Source organism: Variovorax boronicumulans NBRC 103145 (assembly GCF_001591345.1).
GTDB lineage: Bacteria > Pseudomonadota > Gammaproteobacteria > Burkholderiales > Burkholderiaceae_C > Variovorax > Variovorax boronicumulans.
In genome coordinates, this window is sequence record NZ_BCUS01000025.1 from 44,688 (window position 1) to 64,342 (window position 19,655).

The following is a 19,655-nucleotide window of genomic DNA, read 5'->3' on the forward strand; positions in this document are numbered from 1 at the left end:
CCATGACAGCACCTTCGACCCCGGCGTCCACGACCCCACACCCCGCCCAGGCCATTCTCTGGACAGATCCGCAGCGGGCCGAAGCGTTCCGGGGCTGGCTGGCCGGCATTGCCGACGCCCGGCAACTGCGCCCGGACACCGTCCGGCTGGCCTCGGCCGACGCGAGCTTTCGCCGCTACTTCCGCCTCGACACCACCGACGGCCGCACGCGCATCGTGATGGATGCGCCGCCCGACAAGGAAAACAGCGCCCCCTTCGTGCAGGTGGCGCAGCTGATGACCGAGGCCGGCGTGACGGCGCCGCAGGTGCTCGAATGGGACCGCGACCACGGCTTCCTGCTGCTCGACGACCTGGGCCGCCAGACCATGCTCGACGTGATCGACCCGGCCCGCCCGGACGCCAACCGGCCGCTCTACGACCTGGCCATCGACGCGCTGATCCGCTGGCAGCTGGCCTCCAGGCCCGGCGTGCTGCCGCCCTACGACCGCGCGCTGCTCGAGCGTGAACTGGCGCTCTTTCCCGAGTGGTACATCGGCAAGCACCGCGGCGTGGCCGTGGAAGGCCAGCTGAAAGAGCGCCTGGACCGCGCCTTCGCGCTGATCGTCGAGAACAACCTCGCGTCGCCGAGCGTCTACGTGCACCGCGACTTCATGCCGCGCAACCTGATGGTGGGCGACGATGCCGGCCAGCCGTTGGGCGTGCTCGACTTCCAGGACGCCGTCTACGGCCCGATCACTTACGACATCGCCAGCCTGATGCGCGACGCCTTCCTGAGCTGGGACGAGGAGTTCGTGCTCGACATCACCATCCGCTACTGGACCGCCGCGCGCAAGGCCGGGCTGCCGGTCGACGAGGACTTCGGCGCCTTCTACCGCGCGGTCGAATGGATGGGCCTGCAGCGCCACCTCAAGGTGGCCGGCATCTTCGCGCGCCTCACGCTGCGCGACGGCAAGCCGCGCTACCTGGCCGACACACCTCGCTTCATCGCTTACATCCGCGCCACCGCCAGCCGCTACATCGAGCTGAAGCCGCTGCTGCGCGTGATCGACGAGGTCGAGGGCACCACGGCCGTCACCGGCTTCGCCTACGGCCGAGTCTGAAGAGAAACTGAAAAAAGCCAAAAAAGAAAATCGCTGTAGCGCCCGTACCACGGGCGCCATCAGCTCCTGATCTCATCGCATGCCCCGTTTTCACTGCTCCGTGCCGCTGACCGCCGGCGCCAGCCTGGCGCTGCCGCCGGGCGCCGCGCGCCATGTGCAGGTGCTGCGCATGCAGCCCGGCGACACGCTCACCCTGTTCGACGGCGCGGGCGGCGAGTACGCCGCGACGGTCGAGCGCATGGGCCGCAGCGAGGTCGCGGTGACGGTGGGGGCCCACACGCCCATCGAGCGCGAAGCGGCCCGCGCCGTGCACCTCGCGGTCGGCATGCCGGCCAACGAGCGCATGGACTGGCTGGTCGAGAAGGCCACCGAGCTCGGCGTGGCCAGCATCCAGCCGCTGGCCACGGCGCACGGCGTGCTGCGCCTGTCGGGCGAGCGCGCCGAGAAGAAACGGGCGCACTGGGAAGCCATCGCCGTCGCGGCCTGCGAGCAATGCGGTCGCAATCGCGTGCCGGTGATCCATCCGGTGCAGTCCTTCGCGGGTTGGCTCGGCGGTGCTGCCGCCGCAGATACGACAACGACGCGACTCGTGCTGAGCCTGGCCGAGGGCACGCGCGCTGTCACCGCCGTGGCCGCAGAGACACCCACCGCACAACCGGCGCTCGTGCTCAGCGGCCCCGAAGGCGGCCTCAGCGCCACCGAGGAACAGGACGCCATCGCGCGCGGCTTCGCACCGGCCACGCTCGGCGCGCGGGTGCTGCGCGCCGAAACCGCGGCGCTCGCGGCGCTGGTGTCGCTCGTCGGCGCCTGAGCGGTTCGGGGGGTGTTTTCCGCGAGGCGCACACCGGGCGCCTGCGGAACAATGGCCGCTTCGTTTTTTCTTGTTCAATCCGCCTCCCGGAAGGACCGCTCTCCCCATGCCTCGTTCATCCCGCGCGCTTCGTCTCGCCCCCCTCGTCCTGGCCGCGCTGTGCGCCATGCCCGCCGTTCACGCCCAGAGCCAGGCCGTTGCGCCCACGCCGGCGCAAGTCAGCCCCGCGGTCGACCAGGCCTACACCCAGCTCATGGCCTCGCCCGCGATCCGCAAGCTGCTGGAATCGGTCAAGGCCGACCACGAACGCACGGTCGAAGAACTGAAGACGCTGACCGAGATCGAAGCGCCGCCCTTCAAGGAACAGAAGCGCGCCGAAGCCTTCCTGGCGCGCCTGAAAGCCCTCGGCCTGCCCGACGCGAAGATCGACGCCGAAGGCAACGTGATCGGCCTGCGCAAGGGCACGGGCAACGGCCCCAAGCTGCTGATCTCGGCGCACCTCGATACGGTCTTTCCGGCCGGCACCGATGTGAAGGTGAAGGAGCGCGACGGCAAGCTCTTCGCGCCCGGCATCGGTGACGACACGCGCGGCCTGTCGGTGCTGCTGTCGTGGCTCAAGGTGCTCAACGACAACAAGATCCAGACCGTGGGCGACCTGATGATCGTTGCCAACGTCGGCGAGGAAGAACTGGGCAACCTGCGCGGCATGAAGGCCATCTTCCGCGACCACCTGGACATCGACGGCATGGTCGGCCTGGAGCCCTCGCCCGACGGCCACGTGCTGGTGCTCGGTACCGCGAGCCACCGCTACGAAGTCACCTTCAAGGGCCCGGGCGGCCACAGCTTCGGCGCCTTCGGCCAGGTGCCCAGCGCGATCCACGGCATGGGCCGCGCCATCGCCAAGATCGCCGAGGTGCGCACGCCGAGTTTCCCCAAGACCACCTTCACCGTCGGCACCGTCGGCGGCGGCACCTCGGTGAACACCATCGCGCCCGATGCGCGCATGGCCATCGACATCCGCTCGGACGACATGGCCTCGCTGCTGGAGACCGAGAAGAAGATCCTCGCCACGCTCGACGAGGCCGTGGCGGAAGAGAACAAGCGCTGGAACGTGAGCAGCCTGAGCGTGAGCACCAAGCTCATCGGCGACCGCCCGGGCGGCCGCACGGCGCCCGACTCGGTGATCGTCGAGGCCGCCACGCGTGCCAACAGTGCGTTCGGCCACAAGACGCTGCTGCGCGGCGGCAGCACGGATGCGAACGTTCCCATTTCGCTGGGCATCCCGGCCATCATCATCGGCGGCGGCGGCAAGTCGGGCGGATTCCACTCGCTGGCCGAGTCGATTGACGTGACAGATGCATGGAAAGGCGCGCAGAATTCGCTCGTCACCGTGCTCGGTCTGGTCGGCGTGCAGGGCGTCAGCCCCGCGCTCCTGCCGAAACGCGCAGCACGCAGCAAGTAATTTGTCACGTTGCCAGTTCGAAAGTGGCCGCGCCACTTTCGGCAAGCGGGTCGCCACATTGGAAAATGTGAGCGTTTCTGTCACACACCAAGGAATGGTCATGGGGTTGCTCGATTCGGTACTCGGTCAGGTGCTAGGAGGCGCTGCACAACAGCAGCAACCGCAAGGCGGTGGCCTCGGGGGATTGGGAGATCTCGGAGGCCTCGCCGGCGCCCTGGGCGGCCTGCTTGCCAACAACGGCGGGCAGGGCGGCCTCGGCGGCATGGTCTCGAAATTCGAGCAGGCGGGCATGGGCGACGTGATCGGCTCGTGGATCGGCAACGGTGAAAACAAGCCGGTGTCGGGCGATCAGTTGCAGAACGCGCTGGGCGGCGACACGATCGCCGCCATCGCCTCCAAGCTCGGCATCAACGCACAAATGCTGCTGCCGATGCTGGCCACCATGCTGCCGGCCCTCATCAACCAGCTCACGCCGCAGGGCAAGGTGCCCGAGCAAGGCCTCGGCAACCAGGACGACCTGCTGGGCTCGCTCAGCGGACTGCTTCAAGGCAACAAGCCGACCTGACCTGCCACCCGGCGAATTTCATTCTCAGAATTCCGGCGCCCGCGAGGGCGCTTTTTTTTGGCCGGCGCCTTGCCTTCGTCGCCCAATCGCGTAGAACCGCGCCCCATGAATCGCAATCTGTGGCTCCTGGCCATCTGCCAGGGCCTGCTCCTGACCAACAACGTCACCTTCATCGCCATCAACGGTCTCGTGGGCCTGGGCATCGCACCACAGGGCTGGATGGCCACGCTGCCCGTGATGGGCTATGTGGTGGGCGGCGCGTTGAGCACAGGGCTGGTGGCGCGCACACAGCAGCGCTTCGGCCGCCGCGGTTCGTTTCAGATCGGGCTGGCGGTGGCGGTCGGCTCGGCGCTGCTGTGCGCCTACGCGGCGTTCTCGAAGAACTTCTGGCTGCTGTGCTTCGCCACCCTGGTCGCCGGCTACTACAACGCCAACGCCGGGCTCTACCGTTTCGCAGCGGCCGAACTGGCACTGCCGGCCTGGCGCGAGAAGGCCGTGTCGATGGTGATGGTCGGCGGCCTGATCGGCGCGGTGGCGGGGCCGAACCTGGCGACCTTCACGCGCGAAGCGCTCTCCGTGCCCTTCGCCGGCGCCTACATCGCGCTGGCGGCGGTGGCGCTGCTCTCGATGGCGGTGATGCACTTCATCGAATTCCCGCCCTCGCCGACCCGCAAGGAAGCCGGCGGCGGCAGGCCGCTGGGCGAGATCATGCGCCAGCCCGTGTTCATCGTGTCGGCCGCCGCGGGCGCGCTGAGCTACGGCGTGATGAACCTGCTGATGGCCGCCACGCCCATCGCGATGCAGATCTGCAGCCTGCCGTTTTCCGACGCGGCGCTGGTGCTCGAATGGCACGTGATCGGCATGTTCGCGCCAGGCTTCTTCACCGGCCACCTGATCCGCCGCTTCGGCGCGCTGCCGGTGATGGGGGTGGGGCTGGCGCTCAACCTCGGCTGCATCGTGGTGGCGTTGTCGGGCGTGGACCTGCACCACTTCCTGGTGGCGCTGTTCCTGCTCGGCGTGGGCTGGAATTTCCTGTTCACCGGCAGCACGACGCTGTCGCTCACGGCCTACACGGCCGAGGAGCGCGACCGCGCCCAGGGCGCGCTCAACTTCTGCGTGTTCGCGACGCTGGCGCTGACCTCATTCGCCTCGGGCGTATTGGTGACCACGCAGGGCTGGCAGCTGTTGAACTACGGCTCGCTGGTGCCGGTGGCCCTGACCGGCGCCGCGCTGCTCTGGCTCGCGCAGACGCAACGCCGGCGCGCGCCGGTGGCCAAGGCCTGAGCCTCAGGCCACGCGCGCGGGAACAGTCGCCGCCGGAAAGCGCCGGTCGAGCCAGCGCTGCAGCATGTCGAACACGGGCTCCGCATCGAGCTCGTTGAAGAGCTCGTGGTACAGCGCGTCGAAGCACTTCGCCTCGACGTTGCCGCTGGGCGCCGCAGCGGCCGCGAAGGCGCGGCTCGCAGCCGGCCGCACGAGCCGGTCGTCGCCCGCGTAGATCAGCAGCGTGGGCACCGGCCAGCGCGCCGCGTGCTGCTGCACCGTGACGCCTTCGTACGCGAGGAAGCGCGCCAGCCGGCTGCCGATGCGGTCGTGCGTGAGCGGATCATCGCGGTAGGCCTGCACCACCACCGGGTCGTGCGAGAGGTAGTTGTCGTCGAGCCCGTTGCCCACGCGCAGGTTGGGCGCGATGCGCGGCAGCACCGCCAGCAGCATCTTCTGAAAGCCGTTCAGCCCCGGATCGAGCCCCGGCGACGAGAGCACCAACGCATCGACCGGCCGCACGCCGCGCGCCACCAGGCTCGCGGCGACCAGGCCGCCCAGGCTGTGGCCCAGCAGCACCAGCGGCACACCGGGGTTCTCGCGGCGCGCATCGTCGATCACCAGGGCCAGGTCGTCGACCAGCCGCAGCTCGCTGGGCAGGCCGCCGCGCGCACCGGTGGACTCGCCGTGCCCGTGGTGGTCGTGCGCCCAGACCGCGAAGCCCCAGCCGTGCAACTGCTTGGCCAGGCCGTGGTAGCGCCCCGCGTGCTCGCCCAGCCCGTGCACCACGACCACCACGGCGCGGGGCCTGCCAGCGGCGGGCAGCCGCCGCAGCGCCAGCGTCTCGCCGTCCGGCGTGGACAGCGCCACGCGATGTGGCAAGGGCAGCGCGTCGCTCATGGGTGCACCCTTGGCGCTGCGCGCCTTCCCGCCAAGCGGGAGCGAGCTAGCTTGGGGCGGCCCGGCGCGGCGCTCAAGCCGCCACCGGCTCCGCAGCCGCGGCGCGGTGCGCGACGGGCAGGGCGGCGATGACCTCGGCCACGGCGGCCGTCAGCTTCTTGGCGTAGGGCACGTGCAGGAACTCGTTGGGGCCGTGCGCATTGCTCTTCGGGCCCAGCACGCCGCAGACCATCATCTGCGCGGTCGGGAAGCCGGCGCTCAGCATGTTCATCAGCGGGATCGTGCCGCCCTGGCCGATGTAGCCGCAGGAGGCGCCGAAGTGCGCGCGCGAGGCCTTGTTGAGTGCGTCCTCGAACCACGGCGTGATGGTGGGCGCGTTCCAGCCGGTGGCACCGCCGCCGCTTTCGAAGGTGACACGTGCCTGGTAGGGCGCGTTGTCTTCGAGCAGGGCCTTGAGCTTTTGCACCGTCTCGGCCGCATCGACCAGCGGCGGCAGGCGCAGCGAGAGCTTGAAGGCGGTGTAGGGGCGCAGCACGTTGCCCGCGTCCTTCAGGGCCGGAAAGCCTTCGGCGCCGGTGACCGACAGCGTGGGCTTCCAGGTGCGGTTGAGCAGGGCCTCGACCGGGTCGGTGGTGGTCGGCAGCGCGAACATGGTCGAGCCGCCGCAGTCGTAGTGCGCCCACGGGAAGCGCTTGTAGACCTCGTCGCCGAGGATGGCGGCGGTGGCCTTGGCCTGCGCCAGGCGGTCGGCCGGCACTTCGCAGTGGAAGCTGGCGGGCAGCAGCCGGCCGGTGGCGCTGTCCTCGAGGCGGTCGAGCACCTGCCGCATGATGCGGAAGCTCGAGGGCACCAGGCCCGAGGCGTCGCCCGAGTGGATGCCTTCGGTCAGCACCTCGACCTTGAGCGTGCCGCTGGCCATGCCGCGCAGCGAGGTCGTGAGCCACAGCTGGTCGTAGTTGCCGGCGCCCGAATCCAGGCAGATCACCAGCTCGACCTCGCCCAGGCGCGGACGCAGCGCGTCGACGTACGGCAGCAGGTCGTAGGAGCCGCTTTCCTCGCAGGTCTCGATGAGGCCGACGATGCGCGGGTGCGCCACGCCCTGGGCCTTGAGCGCCTGCAGCGCGGCCACGCTGGCGTACACGGCGTAGCCGTCGTCGGCGCCGCCGCGGCCGTAGAGCAGCCCGTTCTCGTACTTGGGCGTCCACGGGCCGAGGTCGTTGCGCCAGCCGGTGAACTCGGGTTGCTTATCGAGGTGGCCGTACATCAGCACGGTCTCGGTCATGTTCGTGCCGGTGGCCGGCACTTCGAAGAACAGCACCGGCGTGCGGCCTTCGAGGCGCACGATCTCCAGCTTCAGGCCCTCGACCTTCTGCGCCTCGACCCAGGCCGCGGCGTTGCGCAGCACGGTCTCCAGATAGCCGTTGGCCGACCAGTCCTTGTCGAAGCCGGGCGACTTGGCGGGGATGGCGATGTAGTCGGTGAGTTGCTTGACGATGTCGCCGTCCCATCGGGCGGTGACATCAGAGAGGGCGCGCGTCGCGTCGAGCGTGCCGGCGGGCATTTCACGGTGCAGGGGGGCGTTCATCGGGGGATTCTCCGCGGGGACGAAAAAACGCATTTTGCGCCTCGCGGCGCGCGCGCGTAGAGTGCGGGCGATCTCAAAACCCGGAGCGCAATGTGAGCAAGGCAACATCGACGCGGATCAAGGTGGGGATCGGCGGCTGGACCTACGAGCCCTGGCGCGACAACTTCTACCCGAAGGGCCTGGCCCACGCGAAGGAGTTGAACCACGCCAGCCGGCAGGTCAGCGCCATCGAGATCAACGGCACCTACTACAGCACCTTCAAGCCCGAGACCTTCCGCAAGTGGCGCGACGACACGCCCGACGACTTCATGTTCTCGATGAAGGCCTCGCGCTTCACCACCAACCGCAAGGTGCTGGCGACCGCGGGCGAGTCGATCCAGCGCTTCATCGACAGCGGCGTGGCCGAGCTGGGCGACAAGCTCGGGCCGATCGTGTGGCAGTTCATGCCGACCAAACAGTTCGATGCAGAAGACTTCGAAGCCTTCCTGGAGCTGCTGCCCAAGAAGGAAGGCAGCCGCGCGCTGCGCCACGTGATGGACGTGCGCCACGAGAGCTTCATCGTGCCCGCCTACAAGGCGCTCGCGAAGAAGCACAAGGTGTCGACCGTGTTCACCGACGCCGACAAGTTTCCATCGTTCGAGGAGCCCGAAGGCGACGTCGCCTATGCGCGGCTCATGATGGCCGACGCGTCGCTCGCGACTGGCTACGCGCCCAAGGCGCTGGACACCTGGGCCGCGCGCGCGCAAGGCTGGACCACGACGCCGAAGGCGCGCGACGTGTTCGTGTATTTCATCAACGGCGCCAAGGAGAGAGCACCGGCCGCGGCCGGTGCCTTGCTGCAGCGCCTGGGGTGGGCGCCGCCGGCTGCAGACGCAGCAATGGCCGCCGCCGCGGACAAGCCGAAGCCGGCGGCCAAAAAGGCCCCACCGAAAAAGAAAGCGCCCTGATCGACGGTCGTCAGACCGGGCGCGTCAGGTGCCTCAGGCGGCGGCCTGCAGCGACGGCTTGGCGCCGAAGCTGATTTCGCCCGACAGCTGGCCGCCTTCTTCGATCACGATCTTGCCGTAGCGGATCTTGCCGGTGACCTTGCCGGTCGAGTGGATGACGAGCTTCTCGCGCACGGTGAGGTTGCCGTCGAACACGCCGCGGATCTCGGCGATGTCGATCTCGGCCGAGCCCTTGAACTCGCCCTGCTCGGCGATCTGCATCAGGCGCGAATCCATCGTCGCCTCGACCAGGCCTTCGACCACGAGCGTGTCGCAATCGGTGATCTCGACGCCCTTGAGCTTGATGTTCGGGCCGACGGTGAGCTTGCTGCCGCCTTCCTTGGCGGCAGGCGCAGCCGCCGGGGCCAGGCCGGCCTGTGCGGTCAACGAGGAGGGATTGACGGGAGTGCCCGAGAGATTGGTGCCCGAACCAACCAGCGGTGCGGGACGGGACGTCAGCGAATCGGTGTCACGATCACGCTTGCCGAAAAAGGGGGACTGTGTGGCCAATGGGGAGCTCCTCAAGAAAGGGGACTATCGTAAGAACGCACTCACGGCATGCGGCACTTCATTGCGCAATAAGCGTAACTGAATAAGTCGCCCGGGGCCCCTGACAATGCCCCGCATGACCCGCCTGATCCGCCCGAACATCGAAGCCCTGTCCACGCCCGCCGCCACCGACTCGCGGTTCGACAAGCCCGCGCGCGGCTGGCGGCGCACGCTGTTCACCGTGATCTTCGAGGCCGACACGCCCGCCGGCCTGTGGTTCGACCTGACGCTAATCGCGGTGATCGTGATGAGCGTGCTGGTCGTCATCCTGGACAGCGTGCAATCGATCCGCGACCAGTGGCGGCCTCTGTTCAATGCGCTCGAGTGGGTGTTCACGATTCTCTTCACGCTGGAGTACATCGCGCGGCTGTGCTGCGTGAACAAGCCGCTGCGCTACGCGCTGAGCTTCTACGGCGTGATCGACCTGCTGGCGCTGCTGCCGACCTTTCTCGTGGCCTTCGCGCCCGAGCTGGCGTACCTGATCGACGTGCGCATCCTGCGGCTGTTGCGCGTGTTCCGCATCTTCAAGCTGTCGCGCTATTCGGTGGAGTACCGCGCGCTGGTGTCGGCGGTGGCATCGAGCCGCCGCAAGATCACGGTGTTCGTGGGCTTCGTGATGCTCGTGGTGTTGGTGATGGGCACGCTGATGTACGTGGTCGAGGGCCCGACGCACGGCTTCACCAGCATTCCGGTGGCGATCTACTGGGCGATTTCCACCATGGCCACGGTCGGCTTCGGCGACCTCGTGCCCAAGACCGACCTGGGCCGCGCGATCGCCTCGGTGATGATGCTGCTGGGCTGGGGCGTGCTGGCCGTGCCCACCGGCATCGTCACGGCCGAGATGACGCGGCGCGGCGTCGACGACGACCTGGCGGAGCCGATCGCGCTCGCCTCGCGCGGCGTGCTCGCCCTGGCGGCGGAGCCGGCCCCGGGCAAGGCGCCAGCGAAGCGGCTCACGCCGTCGGCCAGACGACGCGCCCTTGCGCAGCATCGTCGAGGCGCGCGATGAAGGCGTCGGCCTCGGGCGCGGGCAGCGCGAAGGCCATGCGCACGTCATCGCCGTGCTGCACGTCTTCGAGCACCGCACCGATGGCGGCCAGCTCGCGCCGCACCAGCCCCTCGAGCGCGTAGGGCACGGCGCACTGCAGGTGACGCTGGCGCACGAGCGGCACCAGCGTGGCACCGAGCAGGGCCTGCGCCACGGCGTCGGTGTAGGCGCGCACAAGGCCGCCGGCGCCGAGCTTCACGCCGCCGAAGTAGCGCACCACGGTGGCAAGCGCGCCTTCGACCTGCTGGTGGCGCAGCACCTCGAGCATGGGGCGCCCGGCCGTGCCGCCGGGCTCGCCGTCGTCGTTCGCGGCCGACTGGCCGCCGGCCATCAGGGCCCAGCACACGTGCGCGGCACCCGGGTGTTCCGCGCGCAGCGAGGCGACCACCGCCAGCGCGGCCGCGCGGTCGGGCACCGGTTGCACGCAGCCGATGAAGCGGCTTTTCTTGATGAGCAGGTCGCTGTGAACCGGCTGCGCGAGCGTGAAGCTCATTCCGACCCGATGTCCGTGCGGTGCAGGGGCGGCGTGCTCAGCCGCCCCGCTCGAACTTGAACACCGCCGTGCTGGCGCGCGCGTTGGGCAGCCAGCGCACGTCGCGGCCGTTCTGCAGGCCGAAGGCGTCGAGCACGCGCAGGTTGTTCTTGCCGGCCAGCACCTCGAAGTCCTTGTAGGTGCCGACGCGGATGTTGGGCGTGTCGTACCACTGGTAGGGCAGGCGGCGCGTCACGGGCATGCGCCCGCGCGCCACGCTCAAGCGGTTGGGCCAGTGCGCGAAATTGGGAAAGGCGACGATGCCGAAGCGGCCCACGCGCGCGGTCTCGCGCAGCATGACCTCGGCATTGCGCAGGTGCTGCAGCGTGTCGATCTGCAGCACCACGTCGAAGGTGGCGTCGTCGAACATCGCCAGGCCTTCGTCGAGGTTGAGCTGGATCACGTCGACGCCGCGGCGGATGCACTGCAGCACGTTGCCGTCGGCGATCTCCACGCCATAGCCGGTGCAGCCGCGCTCGCGCTGCAGCAGGTCGAGCAGGGCGCCGTCGCCGCAGCCCAGGTCGAGCACGCGCGAGCCCTTCGGCACGAGCTCGGCGATCAGTCGTTGGTGTGCAAGGTCGCTCATTGGAATTCCTTGGCGACGCGTTCGAAGTACGAGCGCACCACGCCCATGTAGCGCACGTCGTCGAGCAGGAAGGCGTCGTGGCCGTGCGGCGCGTCGATCTCGGCGTAGCTCACGTTGCGGCGGTTGTCGAGCAGCGCCTTCACGATCTCGCGGCTGCGCGCGGGCGAGAAGCGCCAGTCGGTCTTGAAGCTCACGAGCAGGAACTTGGCCGTGGCCTGCGCCAGCGCGGTGCTGAGCTGGCCGCCGTGGTGGCGCGCGGGGTCGAAGTAGTCGAGCGCGCGGGTGATCAGCAGGTAGGTGTTGGCGTCGAAGTACTCGCTGAACTTGTCGCCCTGGTAGCGCAGGTAGCTTTCGATCTGGAACTCGATGTCCTGCGTGGAATAGCGGTAGTCGAGCCCCGCCACCTCGCCCTCGACGGCGCTGCGCAGGATGCGCCCGAACTTGGCGTTCATCACGTCGTCGCTCAGGTAGGTGATGTGGCCGATCATGCGGGCGATGCGCAGGCCGCGCTTGGGCACCACGCCGTATTCGTAGAAATGGCCACCGTGGAAGTCGGGGTCGGTCACGATGGCGCGGCGCGCCACCTCGTTGAAGGCGATGTTCTCGGCCGTGAGGTTGGGCGCGCTGGCCACCACCACGGCATGCCGCACGCGGTCGGGGTACTGCAGCGTCCACGACAGCGCCTGCATGCCGCCGAGGCTGCCGCCCATCACCGCAGCGAGCGTCCGGATGCCGAGCGCGTCGAGCAGCGCCGCCTGGGCGTCGACCCAGTCTTCGACCGTGACCACCGGGAAGTCCGCGCCGTAGACGCGGCCGTTGGCGGGGTTCACGTGCATCGGGCCGGTCGAGCCGAAGCAGGAGCCGAGGTTGTTGACGCCGATCACGAAGAAGCGGTCGGTGTCCAGCGGCTTGCCCGGGCCCACCATGTTGTCCCACCAGCCCTCGGAGCGGGCCTGGCCCTCGTACACGCCCGCGACGTGGTGCGAGGCGTTGAGCGCATGGCACACCAGCACCGCATTGCTGCGCTCGGCATTGAGGGTGCCGTAGGTTTCGTAGGCGAGCGTGTAGCCGCTGATCGAGGCGCCGCTGCGCAGGGCCAGCGGGCCTGCGAACTGCATCGACTGCGGGGTGACGACCAAAGGTGACGACGACGACATGAATGAAAAAACCCGGCCTCGCCAAAAACGAGCCGGGTTCGGCAGCCGTCTTTAGCAGAATTTATAAAGCGCCCGCAAGCTGAAGCAAATCGGCGCAGGGCAAGTATAGCCCCGTGACTTTTTCCTGCTACCAGCCGACGATCATCACGACGCCCAGCACCAGGAAGATCGCCGCCGAGATGCCGTGCACCAGCTTGATCGGCACGCGCCGCACGATCTTGTCGCCCAGCCACACGACCGGCGCATTGGCCAGCATCATGCCCAGCGTGGTGCCGACGACGACCCAAGCGTAGTCCTGCGTGAAGCGGGCGGCCAGCATGACGGTGGCGATCTGGGTCTTGTCGCCCATCTCGGCCAGGAAGAAGGCGATCACGGTGGTGCCGAAGACGCCGAACTTCGAGACGCCGGGGGCGTCGTCTTCATCGAGCTTGTCGGGAATCAGCATCCAGACGGCCATGGCGATGAACGAGCCGCCCAGGATCCAGCGCAGCACCTCGGGGCCGAGCCAGCGCGTGATGTAGTTGCCGACCGCGCCGGCCAGCGCGTGGTTGATGACCGTGGCGACAAAGATGCCGAACACGATCGGCCAGGGTTTCCTGAAGCGCGCGGCCAGCAGAAGGGCCAGGAGTTGGGTCTTGTCGCCCATTTCGGCGAGCGCGACCACGCCCGTTGCAACGAGAAAAGCTTCCATGATGGATGTGGGGTTCCTTGGGCCGAAGGACGCAATTGACCGCACAACACCTTCGGCCATATTCCCGAAGTTGTGCGGTCAAAGGTCTCGCCAGGTGTGTTCACTGCACGCGCCATGTCCTCGTGGGGCAAGGACAAGTCTGTTGACGCGGGCCCTTCTCGTATGCGGAAGGCGGCTACTCCCCAATGACCGGCAAATTGTAGCCGCATCGTCAATTCCCCCGGCTCAAACAGGTAGGCGTGCGCTAACTTCTACTAGTTTCGAAAGGTGCTACCTCAAGACGCAAATTCCTGCTTGCTTTTTTGATATTTCACCCATAATGCACGAGCATCCCTCTTGATTTTGGGTGGGAGCAATTCGGTGATCGGTCAGTTTCGCGCGGCTCGGCGGCTCTCGTTTGAGTGATGCTTTCGGGACTCCATCGCTTTTCTTGATGTGTTTATAGGAGTCCCTTGATGGGCAACAAACTCTACGTCGGCAACCTGCCTTACTCGGTGCGCGACGGTGATCTCGAGCAGGCCTTCGGCCAGTTCGGCGCAGTGACCAGCGCCAAGGTCATGATGGAGCGCGACACGGGTCGCTCGAAGGGCTTCGGCTTCGTCGAGATGGGCAGTGACGCGGAAGCACAGGCCGCCATCAACGGCATGAACGGCCAACCCCTGGGCGGCCGCAGCGTGGTCGTCAACGAAGCACGTCCCATGGAAGCACGCCCCCCCCGCAGCGGTGGCGGCGGCTACGGCGGCGGCGGTGGTGGTTATGGCGGCGGTGGTGGCGGTGGCTACGGCGGCGGCGGTGGTGGCGGCTACGGTGGTGGCGGCGGTGGCCGTTCCGGCGGTGGCGGCGGCTACGGCGGCGGTGGTGGTCGTTCGGGTGGCGGCGGTGGCGATGGCGGTTTCCGCAGCCCCTACGGCGCAGGTCCCCGTGGCGGCGGCGGTGGTCGTGGCGGCTACGGCGGCGGCGGCAACGGTGGGTACTGAACCCCGTTCACTCCTTCGCATGCCTCACGGCACACAAACACAAAAGGCTCCCTCGGGAGCCTTTTTCTTTGCCTGCGCGCTGTGCCCGCTGTGCAATCGGCAATGAAGCTCAGGCTTCGCCGCTGCGCTTCTTGCGCGCCCGGCCCTGCACCGCGCGGTCGAGCACGGCATTGGGCAACAGGCGCATGACCTTGGCGACCACGCCCATCTGCCACGGAATCACGCGGTAGCTCGTGCCGGCCTCGATGGCGCGCAGCGCCTGGGCCGCAAAGTCCTCGGGCTGCATGAGAAAGGGCATGCCGTAGCGGTTGCCCTGCGTCAGCGGCGTGTCGATGTAGCCCGGGCAGAGCGTGACGACCTTCACCCCGCTGTTGTGCAGTTCCCCGCGCAGGCTCTCGCAGTACGCGACCACGCCCGCCTTGCTCGCGCAGTAGGCGCCGTGCCCCGGCAGCCCGCGGATGGCGGCGACGCTGCCGATGCCCACGAGCCGCCCGCTGCCGCGCTGCACCATGGCCTGCACGAAGGGATGGAAGGTGGCGGCCAGCCCCACGTTGTTGACAGCGAAGGTGCGCGCCAGCACGTCGAGGTCCGAACGCTCGGCCGTGTCGATGCCGATGCTGATGCCGGCGTTGGCGATCACCACGTCGGGCACGCCCTGGCGCGCGATGCAGTCGGCGCCGGCGGCCACGATGCTGTCGGTGTCGGCCACGTCGGCGCCGTAGACCTGGTAGCGGCCCGCGTCCAGCTGGCGGCCCGCCGCCCAGGTGTCGATCTCGCCCGTGCGCCGCGCGACCAGCGCCAGCCGGTAGCCGGCGTCGTAGAAGCGCGCGGCCAAGGCCTGGCCGATGCCGCTGGAGGCGCCGGTGATGAAGACGAGCGGTGCGGCGGTGGTCATGCGTGGATCGTCTCCCGGGAACTTGTTCTTGTGTGGCAGCCGCTCAACGCGGCTTGCCTGCGGCGGCCGACGGCACCAGCACGCCGCGCACGCGGCCCGTGAGGTTGGCCACGCCGCTCAGGTTGTCATAGTCGAGCGTATCGCCCGTGAACTGGTCGCTGCCGCGGATGAGCGTGACCGGCTTGTTCGACTGCACCTTCTCGGTGTCGAGGAACGCATGCAGGAACTCGCCGCGAAACTCCAGCCGCGGCGTGGCCTTGCCGCTGGCGCTCACCGCGGGTTCGCGGATCACGATCGCGTTGCCGAACAGCTGGATCTCGCTGCCGTCGGAATTCGACAGGCCCCGGTTCGCCGACGAGCGCGTGACCAGCCCCTCGGGCGACACCGAGCGCATGCGCACCTGGTCGACCTCGATGGTGTCGGTGTCCGGGTAATGCCGCCCCTCGGTGCCGTGCAGCTCGCTGCGCAAGTCGCCGTTGGGCAGGAAGTTCTTGATGACGAAGTCCCGCATGAAGTAGTCGGGCTCGTGCGTGGGCGCCGCCTTGACGGTGGGCTCCAACAGCTTTGGCGCATTGCGCACCAGCCAGTAGGTGCCCAGCGCCACGCCCGCCATCAGGATGATCGGCAGGTAGATGGTGGTGCGGTCGAGCACATCGCGCGTGAGGTGCCAGGCGCGTCGCAGCTGCGGGCTCATGGTCGGGGGCCCAGGGCGGCGTCGAGCAGCGGGCGGTACTGGCCGCAGGCCGTCAACAGCAGGTCGCAGAATTCGCGTGCCGCGCCTTCGCCGCCACGCGCGGTGGTGACGTAGCGCGCCACCGCGCGCACCTCGGCGTGCGCGTTGGCCGGCGCCGCAGCGAAGCCGACGCGGGTCAGCACCGGCAGGTCGGGCCAGTCGTCGCCGATGGCGGCGGCCTGCGCCCAGGTGAAGCCCAGCTGCTTCAGCATGGCTTCGGCGGCGGGCAGCTTGTCCTCGGTGCCGTAGCGCACGTGCTCGATGCCCAGCGCCTCGAGCCGCACGCGCAGCGGCTTGGAGTCGCGCCCGGTGATCACGGCCGGCGTGATGCCGGCCTTGCGCAGCAGCTTGAGGCCGTAGCCGTCGAGGATGCTGAAGCGCTTGAGCGTCTCGCCGTGCTCGGTGAAGTACACGCCGCCGTCGGTCAACACGCCGTCGATGTCGAAGAAGACGATGCGCACGTCTTGCGCGGCCAGCAGGGTCTCGGCCTGGAAATCAAGCGGCATCAGATGACCTTCGCGCGCATCAGGTCGTTGGTGTTCACCGCGCCGACGATCACCCCCGCGCCGTCGATCACGAACAGGCGGGTGATACCGCATTGCTCCATGAGTTCGGCCGCTTCCACCGCCAGCGCGTCGACGCGGATGGTGCGCGGGTCGCGGTGCATGATGTCGGCCGCCTTGGGCGTGCGCAGGTCGGCGCCGGCCTCGATCAGGCGGCGCAGGTCGCCGTCGGTGAAGATGCCCAGCGCCCGACCATCGGGCTCGACCACGGCAGCAGCGCCGAAGCCCTTGATGCTCATCGCACGCATCAGCTCGCTGACGGTGGCCGTCGGCGGCACGCACGGCACTTCGTCGCCCGAGCGCATGACATCGCTCACGTGCGTGAGCAGCTTTCGGCCCAGCGCGCCGCCGGGGTGCGAGCGGGCGAAATCTTCGGAGCCGAAGCCGCGCGCGTCGAGCAGCGCCACAGCCAGTGCGTCGCCCATGGCGATCTGCGCGGTGGTGCTCGCGGTGGGCGCGAGGTTCAGCGGGCAGGCTTCCTTGGCGACGCCGGCGTCGATCACGATGTCGGCATGGCGCGCCAGGGTGGAATCGGGGCGGCCGGTCATGGCGATCAGGGGCACGCCCTGGCGCTTGACCACCGGCAGCAGCACGGTGAGTTCGTCGACCTCGCCGCTGTTGGAGATGGCGAGCACGAGGTCGACCGCCTTGATCATGCCGAGGTCGCCGTGGCTGGCCTCGGCCGGGTGCACGAACATCGCGGGCGTGCCGGTGGAGGCGAGGGTGGCAGCGATCTTGCGGCCGACGTGGCCACTCTTGCCCATGCCCATCACGACCACGCGGCCGCGCACTTCGAGGATCTTGCGCACGGCCTCGACGAAACTCGGGCCGACGCGGGCCTTCAGGCCGAGGACGGCTTCGGCTTCGATGTCGAATGTGACGCGTGCCCGGGCCAGGATGGCGTCGGGGTCGACCACGTGGGTCGGGGCGGGGCGGGAGCTCATCGCCGGATTTTACGAGGCGGGCGCGGTCGGGGATCACATGGCCCGGGGAAGCCCGGGGCACGGACATTGCTCTAGCATCGGCGCCTATGTCTTCGTTCGATCTCACGCTGTTGTATCTGTTGGCCGCGGTGATCGGCGTGGTGGCCTGCCGGTCGCTCAAGCTGCCGCCGATGCTCGGCTACCTGACGGCCGGCGTGCTCATCGGTCCGCATGCGCTGGCCCTGGCGCAGAACTCCGAAGGCATCCGCCACCTGGGCGAATTCGGCGTGGTGTTCCTGATGTTCGTGATCGGGCTCGAGTTCAGCCTGCCCAAGCTGCGCGCCATGCGCAAGCACGTGTTCGGGCTGGGCATGGCGCAGGTGCTGCTGACCATGGCGCTGGCCACCGCCGGCGCGCTGCTGATCGCCACGCAGCTGCCGCCAGCCTGGCAGCTGGGGTGGCAGACCACCCTGGCGCTGTCGAGCGCGCTCACCATGAGCAGCACCGCCATCGTGGTCAAGCTGATGGCCGAGCGGCTCGAGCTGGAGAGCGAACACGGCAAGCGCGTGATGGGCGTGCTGCTGTTCCAGGATCTGGCCGTGGTGCCGCTGCTGGTGCTGATTCCCGCGCTGGGCGCGCCGCCCGAGGCGCTGGCCAAGGCGCTGGGCTTCGCGCTGGTGAAGGCCACCTTCCTCATCGGCGTGCTGCTGTACGGCGGGCCGCGCATCATGCGCTGGTGGCTCACGCTGGTGGCGCGGCGGCGCAGCGAGGAGCTGTTCATCCTGAATGTGCTGCTGATCACGCTGGGCCTGGCCTGGCTCACCGAGCTGGCCGGCCTGAGCCTGGCGCTGGGCGCCTTCATCGCCGGCATGCTGGTGTCGGAAACCGAATACAAGCATCAGGTCGAGACCGACATCCGCCCCTTCCACGACGTGCTGCTGGGGCTGTTCTTCATCACCGTCGGCATGTCGCTCGACTGGCACATCGTGGTCGAGCGCTGGCTGCTGGTGGCTGTGCTGCTGCTGGTGCCGCTGCTGTTCAAGCTGGGGCTGGTGACGGTGCTGGCGCGGGTGCTGGGCGCCACCTCGGGCGTGTCGCTGCGCACCGGCCTGTACCTGGCGCAGGCCGGCGAGTTCGGTTTCGTGCTGCTGGCGCTTGCGCAGGACCGCAACCTGCTGCCGCCATGGCTGGCCAACCCGGTGCTGGCGTCGATGGTGCTGTCGATGCTGGCCACGCCCTTCATCGTCATGTACAGCAACGCCATCGTGCGCAAGCTGGTGGCCAGCGACTGGCTGCAGCAGTCGCTGCAGATGACGACCATTGCGCGCAAGACCATCAACACCGCGCAGCACGTGATCATCTGCGGCTACGGGCGCTGCGGCCAGAACCTGGCGCGCATCCTGGAGCGCGAAGGCATCCCCTACATGGCGCTCGACCTCGACCCCGACCGCGTGCGCCAGGCCGCTGCGGCCGGCGATTCGGTGGTGTTCGGCGACGCGGCGCGGCTGCAGGCGCTGATGGCCGCGGGCCTGGCGCGCGCCAGCGCGGTGGTCGTCACCTACCTGGACGTGGGCGGCGCCATGAAGGTGCTGGCCAACACCCGCGCCCACGCGCCGCACGTGCCGGTGATCGTGCGCACCCAGGACGACCACGACCTCGAGAAGCTGCAGGCCGCCGGCGCGACCGAGGTGGTGCCGGAGGCCATCGAGGGGTCGCTGATGCTCGCCAGCCATGCGCTGGCGCTGGTCGGCGTGCCGATGCGGCGCGTGATCCGCGTGGTGCAGGACCAGCGCGACGCGCGCTACAACCTGCTGCGCGGCTACTTCCACGGCGCCGACGACGACAACGCCGACGAGATCGACCACGAGCGCCTGAACAGCTTCACGCTCACGCCGGGCGCACGCGCCATCGGCCAGACACTCGGACGGATTGCGCTGCCGACGCTGGGCGTGCGGGTGGCCAGCCTGCGCCGCCAGGACGGCCAGGCGCGCGTGCCGGCCGACGACACGCTGCTGTCGGACGGCGACACCCTCGTGCTGTCGGGCAAGCCCGCCGCGCTGGCGATTGCCATCGAGCGGCTGCAGAAGGGCTGAGGCCGCCGGCGCGGGCTCAGTTCAAGAGCGACGGGTTGCGCTTTTCTTCTTCGATGCGCTGCTGACGGCGCACCGCTTCGCACTGTGCGTGCGACCTGTACTCGGGCTTCACGCACTGGGCCGCCATGCATTGCGCCTTGGCGATGAAGTTGCGGTCGCCGCATTGGGCCTGCGGGTCGGCCGGCGGGGCCGGAGACGCGGGCGCAGGTGCCGGGCAGGCCGCCACGGCGCGCGGC

At 68.8% G+C, this 19,655-nt stretch carries 20 protein-coding genes, 1 pseudogene and 1 riboswitch; of the genes and pseudogenes, 9 read left to right on the top strand and 12 right to left on the bottom strand.

Features of this window, described 5'->3' with window-relative positions; genetic code table 11:
* Positions 1-2: 2 nt before the first annotated feature.
* From VBO01S_RS10095 to VBO01S_RS10115, 5 genes are all read left to right on the top strand, one after another.
* Positions 3-1,100 carry an aminoglycoside phosphotransferase family protein gene (locus VBO01S_RS10095; RefSeq protein ID WP_062473586.1) on the top strand — a complete coding sequence of 366 codons (1,098 nt, stop codon included), beginning with the start codon at positions 3-5 and terminating at the stop codon, positions 1,098-1,100.
* A 79-nt stretch (positions 1,101-1,179) separates the two neighbouring features.
* Positions 1,180-1,911, top strand: a complete 732-nt coding sequence (locus VBO01S_RS10100; protein ID WP_062473588.1) for a 16S rRNA (uracil(1498)-N(3))-methyltransferase — start codon at positions 1,180-1,182, stop codon at positions 1,909-1,911.
* A gap of 106 nt (positions 1,912-2,017) precedes the next feature.
* The gene (locus VBO01S_RS10105; protein WP_062473590.1) at positions 2,018-3,373 is read left to right on the top strand and encodes a M20/M25/M40 family metallo-hydrolase; all 1,356 of its coding nucleotides are present in this window, start codon (positions 2,018-2,020) and stop codon (positions 3,371-3,373) included.
* A 100-nt stretch (positions 3,374-3,473) separates the two neighbouring features.
* Positions 3,474-3,938, top strand: coding sequence for a YidB family protein (locus tag VBO01S_RS10110; RefSeq protein WP_062473592.1), 465 nt, complete (start codon positions 3,474-3,476; stop codon positions 3,936-3,938).
* 105 nt (positions 3,939-4,043) lie between these two features.
* The gene (locus VBO01S_RS10115) at positions 4,044-5,222 is read left to right on the top strand and encodes an MFS transporter (protein WP_062473594.1); all 1,179 of its coding nucleotides are present in this window, start codon (positions 4,044-4,046) and stop codon (positions 5,220-5,222) included.
* A 3-nt stretch (positions 5,223-5,225) separates the two neighbouring features.
* On the opposite strand, the gene VBO01S_RS10120 is transcribed toward VBO01S_RS10115, so the two are convergent.
* The gene (locus VBO01S_RS10120; protein WP_062473596.1) at positions 5,226-6,101 is read right to left on the bottom strand and encodes an alpha/beta hydrolase; all 876 of its coding nucleotides are present in this window, start codon (positions 6,099-6,101) and stop codon (positions 5,226-5,228) included.
* A 73-nt stretch (positions 6,102-6,174) separates the two neighbouring features.
* Positions 6,175-7,686 (bottom strand): M20 family metallopeptidase, encoded by a 1,512-nt coding sequence (locus VBO01S_RS10125; protein WP_062473598.1) that lies wholly within the window; start codon positions 7,684-7,686, stop codon positions 6,175-6,177.
* A 92-nt stretch (positions 7,687-7,778) separates the two neighbouring features.
* Between VBO01S_RS10125 and VBO01S_RS10130 the strand changes: the two genes are divergently transcribed.
* Positions 7,779-8,633: a DUF72 domain-containing protein gene (locus VBO01S_RS10130; protein WP_082818071.1), complete on the top strand. Its 855-nt coding sequence runs from the start codon at positions 7,779-7,781 to the stop codon at positions 8,631-8,633.
* Between the two features lie 33 nt (positions 8,634-8,666).
* Here the strand turns inward: VBO01S_RS10130 and VBO01S_RS10135 are convergent, their stop codons facing one another.
* Positions 8,667-9,182, bottom strand: a complete 516-nt coding sequence (locus VBO01S_RS10135) for a bactofilin family protein (RefSeq protein WP_062473600.1) — start codon at positions 9,180-9,182, stop codon at positions 8,667-8,669.
* Positions 9,183-9,297: 115 nt separating this feature from the next.
* On the opposite strand from VBO01S_RS10135, the gene VBO01S_RS10140 reads away from it, so the two are divergent.
* The gene (locus VBO01S_RS10140; protein WP_062473602.1) at positions 9,298-10,230 is read left to right on the top strand and encodes an ion transporter; all 933 of its coding nucleotides are present in this window, start codon (positions 9,298-9,300) and stop codon (positions 10,228-10,230) included.
* Here VBO01S_RS10140 and VBO01S_RS10145 read toward each other — a convergent pair.
* The 4 genes from VBO01S_RS10145 to VBO01S_RS10160 form a co-directional block, all read right to left on the bottom strand.
* A complete protein-coding gene (locus tag VBO01S_RS10145) occupies positions 10,175-10,762 on the bottom strand; it encodes an IMPACT family protein (RefSeq protein WP_062473604.1) in 588 nt (195 codons plus the stop codon). The genes VBO01S_RS10140 and VBO01S_RS10145 overlap by 56 nt on opposite strands.
* Before the next feature lie 37 nt (positions 10,763-10,799).
* A complete protein-coding gene (gene metW, locus VBO01S_RS10150; protein ID WP_062473606.1) occupies positions 10,800-11,387 on the bottom strand; it encodes a methionine biosynthesis protein MetW in 588 nt (195 codons plus the stop codon).
* On the bottom strand, positions 11,384-12,544 hold the full coding sequence (gene metX / locus VBO01S_RS10155) for a homoserine O-succinyltransferase MetX (protein ID WP_062473608.1): 1,161 nt from the start codon (positions 12,542-12,544) through the stop codon (positions 11,384-11,386). Before metX ends, metW begins: the two co-directional genes overlap by 4 nt.
* Positions 12,545-12,671: 127 nt before the next feature.
* Complete coding sequence (locus VBO01S_RS10160; protein ID WP_062473609.1) at positions 12,672-13,235, bottom strand: TMEM165/GDT1 family protein; 564 nt, start codon at positions 13,233-13,235, stop codon at positions 12,672-12,674.
* 9 nt (positions 13,236-13,244) lie between these two features.
* Positions 13,245-13,431, bottom strand: a riboswitch (yybP-ykoY riboswitch).
* A gap of 259 nt (positions 13,432-13,690) precedes the next feature.
* Here VBO01S_RS10160 and rbp point away from each other — a divergent pair.
* Positions 13,691-14,212 (top strand): RNA-binding regulator, encoded by a 522-nt coding sequence (gene rbp, locus VBO01S_RS10165; RefSeq protein WP_062473610.1) that lies wholly within the window; start codon positions 13,691-13,693, stop codon positions 14,210-14,212.
* Between the two features lie 109 nt (positions 14,213-14,321).
* Here rbp and VBO01S_RS10170 read toward each other — a convergent pair whose 3' ends face one another.
* From VBO01S_RS10170 to VBO01S_RS10185, 4 genes are read right to left on the bottom strand one after another with little or no spacing between them, the layout of a single operon-like run.
* Positions 14,322-15,107 (bottom strand): SDR family oxidoreductase, encoded by a 786-nt coding sequence (locus tag VBO01S_RS10170; RefSeq protein ID WP_062473612.1) that lies wholly within the window; start codon positions 15,105-15,107, stop codon positions 14,322-14,324.
* A gap of 43 nt (positions 15,108-15,150) precedes the next feature.
* Positions 15,151-15,801: an LPS export ABC transporter periplasmic protein LptC gene (gene lptC, locus VBO01S_RS10175; protein ID WP_062473614.1), complete on the bottom strand. Its 651-nt coding sequence runs from the start codon at positions 15,799-15,801 to the stop codon at positions 15,151-15,153.
* On the bottom strand, positions 15,798-16,346 hold the full coding sequence (locus VBO01S_RS10180; protein WP_062473615.1) for a KdsC family phosphatase: 549 nt from the start codon (positions 16,344-16,346) through the stop codon (positions 15,798-15,800). Before VBO01S_RS10180 ends, lptC begins: the two co-directional genes overlap by 4 nt.
* Positions 16,346-17,347 (bottom strand): KpsF/GutQ family sugar-phosphate isomerase, encoded by a 1,002-nt coding sequence (locus VBO01S_RS10185; protein ID WP_062473617.1) that lies wholly within the window; start codon positions 17,345-17,347, stop codon positions 16,346-16,348. Before VBO01S_RS10185 ends, VBO01S_RS10180 begins: the two co-directional genes overlap by 1 nt.
* Before the next feature lie 86 nt (positions 17,348-17,433).
* Between VBO01S_RS10185 and VBO01S_RS10190 the strand changes: the two genes are divergently transcribed.
* Positions 17,434-19,419 (top strand): monovalent cation:proton antiporter family protein, encoded by a 1,986-nt coding sequence (locus VBO01S_RS10190; protein WP_062473618.1) that lies wholly within the window; start codon positions 17,434-17,436, stop codon positions 19,417-19,419.
* A gap of 16 nt (positions 19,420-19,435) precedes the next feature.
* Here VBO01S_RS10190 and VBO01S_RS10195 read toward each other — a convergent pair.
* Positions 19,436-19,655, bottom strand: a pseudogene (locus tag VBO01S_RS10195) (zinc ribbon domain-containing protein); the annotation flags it as partial.